Origin of the sequence: Nostoc sp. MG11 (assembly GCF_014904695.1) — a bacterium.
In the GTDB taxonomy this organism is placed as follows: Bacteria; Cyanobacteriota; Cyanobacteriia; order Cyanobacteriales; family Nostocaceae; genus Komarekiella.
On record NZ_JACXXN010000140.1, the window covers coordinates 1 to 3,084 of the forward strand.

Below are 3,084 nucleotides of genomic sequence, written 5' to 3' on the forward strand. Positions count from 1 at the left end.
GCCATTTAAATGGTTGTTTTGGGTTCATCTCTGTAGCATTTCAGTCTCTTGAAAGAATATAACACTTGCTTAGGCACCTATTTTTGCAACACAGCCGCTTCAACTCCCCCAAGCACTTTAGGACTGCCTCTGCTGGCGCTTCTAACTTGCCACTGTCCCGTAGGGCGTGTTTTCAAACTCGTCATATCCTAAAAAAAGATGCGATCGCTTTGTTGTGATGATGAATTGAGGAGACTTAAGCAACGAACAGTGGGAGCGGTTTTAACCGCTATTACCACCAGAAAAACCGCTCACAGGTAAGCCAAATAATGACCATCGCACAGTTGTGAATGGTATTCTTTGGATACTGAGAACAGGAGCACCGTGGCGAGACCTCCCAGAACGTTATGGAAAGTGGCAGAGTGTGGCTACAAGGTTTTATCGATGGCAAAAAGCCGGAGTCTGGAACCAAATTTTAGAACATCTACAAGCGATCGCAGATGAACAAGGAAAGCTCGATTGGGAGGTTCATTATGTTGATGGAAGAGTGATCCGCGCCCACTAACACGCAGCTGGTGGAAAAAAAGGGGTGCAGAAGACGAGAAACTAGGTCGTTCTTGCGGTGGTTTTAGTACAAAAATACACATACGTTGTGAGGGTAAAGGTAAACCGATAACTTTTCTTCTAAGTCCAGGTCACCGCAACGAATCCATTTTTCTGGAACAATTAATGGAACAAGGTGCAGTTAAGCGTTCTGGGAGAGGTCGTCCACGTTTACGCCCTTTACGATTAGTCGCAGACAAGGGTTACACAGGTCGTCGAATACGTAGCTATTTCCGTCATCGCGGTATCCGTTTGACAATTCCAAGACTCTCAAATGAACCACCTAGCAGCCCATTTAGTCGTGAAATCTACCGTCAACGCAACATTGTAGAGCGCGCTATCAACCGACTCAAACAGTTTCGCCGCATCGCCACTCGATATGAAAAACTGGCTGTAAATTATACAGCCATGATTATGATCGCCTCCATTCTGTTGTGGTTATAGTTTGAAAACACGCCCTAATCCTCTTGTGTCAGATTGGGAGAACCCGATCCCTGAAAGCCTTTTAGGGCTTTGTTTTCCAGCTTTTTGTTTGAAATTTTAGTTTCTATTAGAAAATAAAGCTTCAGAACTTGACTAATTCAAAGTTTTAGAATCAAGCTGCGATAATTGTTTTCCAAAAGTGATACAAGAGGGTTAAGTACCAACATTTCTTAGTTGATTCTACAGCTTGCGGTAAGTTCTACATTGAGGAAAGTTCCTGAGCGGGGTGTAATTGAACGTAACTGCTGAATAAAAGCATTAAATCTGGCATCAGTTATATCGAAGCCAGCTTCAGCACAAGCAGATAAACCTCCTTCTATGGGAATAGGAGAACCATTCCTGGGACTATATACAATGAATTTATCAACAGTGCCAGTGCCAACCCCAAACCCAATAATCTGACGAACTGTTCGCAAAGCTGCATTATCTAAGGCACCACCAATACTGCCAATACTGATATTAACCGCACGACTTTCAGCCAATGCTGGCGCACTCATCGACAATATTGTCCCGATAATCATCAAACTGGTTAACTTCTTCATTTTCTCTACTCTAAAAAATTGAAAAACTAATATTAGGTTTTCTTACTCACTAGTTAATATACGGGCATTATCTGAAGATAATCATTTATTAAAGCAGGGTTTAAGAAGCAACTTTTTGAAGGTACTTTCCCATTAGCAGACTCTACAGCTTGCTCCCATGCTTCGGGTTGAGTGTCTGGGTCTAGTTTTGTCAACGGTCTAACTTGCCACTCGTTAGTCGGCAAAATGTGAACGGAACGTTCACATTTTTCCACCAAATTATCAAAAATAACCGCAGCTTCCATTAAATGGTAGGGCTGTCTGCAGCTAAAACCAAAGCGATCGCGGCAATAGTCCTCGAAAGTCTTGTGCGTGGAACGGTACAGCCGCCGATCGCGCAGTTCCGCCAGCGCCTTACCCGCCTCAAAAAACGCCCTCTCAACTTTCCGCTCCAAGTACAGGCGATCACTAATTTCCTGCTCGGTTAACTCTGGAATTTCAACAGCAGTTACCGTAATCGTTGCTGTAGCAGGATTTTCTGGTTCAAAGATGTCCTCCGCAGAACTAGCAGGTAGCGTGTTGTCACTAGATGCGGCTGAGGTGTCTTTTTTGCGATTAGAAGGTGGTTTAGGCATGATTCCACCTTTCTAATTCAGTGAGATTTTCTCAGAGTCAATTGCAACGTTAATTCTGGATGTAACTGATAACTGCATAGGGGTAAAGACAAGATACGCGCAAAATTTATCACGATGTAAAGTTGTGTAAAGTAGCCATGTATTTATGTCTTTCAAACATTGCCTAATTGGGTTCAATTTAGGCAATGTATGATGGAGAGAGGAACAGTTCATAAAGCTTTCAGCCATTCTTACCTAACTACCCCAACTTCCCTTTTCGGCAAAGATGGTTCCTCATCCTCCTCCCCCTGTCAAATTGGTTGTGTTGCAAAAACTTATTGAGAAGAAACATTCTGTATAAATCAGAACTAGTTATGCAATTATACCGAAGATTTGAGCAACAAATTTTACTTGAGCAGCGATGTCTGTTTTTTCAACTCCCTTAACTTGTCCTTTGCGAATCATATTCATTGTTTCATATCCCCTCAGAGTTCGCCTTGCCGTGTTGAACGATGCAAATCCCATCCCTGGTTTGACCAACCTTTTGATAAATCGATGATCTTGTTCCAGATTATTATTTAGATATTTAACTTGTCGTAATTCACAATCATCAGGCAATAATTCTGATTTTTTGAGTTCATCAATTGCAGGTGGGTAAGCTGCATTTTTATCGACGTTGATAATTCGTGGGGTTCTGTTGTGGCAAGCTTTTAACGCTTTACGGAAGAATCTAGATGCGGCGTGCACATCGCATTTGGCACTCAACATAAAATCAATAGTATTGCCAGAATGGCACTAAGAAAAGCGAAAACGCTTATCAATTAAGCAGTTTGTAATTGTTTTCGTAATTCATGGCGAGGTTTGGTCATTAAGGGGTAAATTTT

Annotated in this window: 2 protein-coding genes and 2 pseudogenes; 1 reads left to right on the forward strand and 3 read right to left on the reverse strand. The window is 42.1% G+C overall.

The features are described 5' to 3' along the window. Positions 1–232 precede the first annotated feature (232 nt). Positions 233–1,026: pseudogene (locus HCR01_RS37460) on the forward strand (IS5 family transposase); the annotation flags it as partial. Positions 1,027–1,235: 209 nt separating this feature from the next. Here HCR01_RS37460 and HCR01_RS37465 read toward each other — a convergent pair. The 3 genes and pseudogenes from HCR01_RS37465 to HCR01_RS37475 all read right to left on the reverse strand — a co-directional run. Continuing rightward, a complete protein-coding gene (locus tag HCR01_RS37465) occupies positions 1,236–1,607 on the reverse strand; it encodes a hypothetical protein (RefSeq protein ID WP_193200941.1) in 372 nt (123 codons plus the stop codon). Positions 1,608–1,660: 53 nt separating this feature from the next. Continuing rightward, positions 1,661–2,221, reverse strand: coding sequence for a hypothetical protein (locus HCR01_RS37470; protein WP_193200942.1), 561 nt, complete (start codon positions 2,219–2,221; stop codon positions 1,661–1,663). A 351-nt stretch (positions 2,222–2,572) separates the two neighbouring features. Then, positions 2,573–2,986, reverse strand: a pseudogene (locus tag HCR01_RS37475) (DDE-type integrase/transposase/recombinase); the annotation flags it as partial. Between the last annotated feature and the right edge of the window lie 98 nt (positions 2,987–3,084).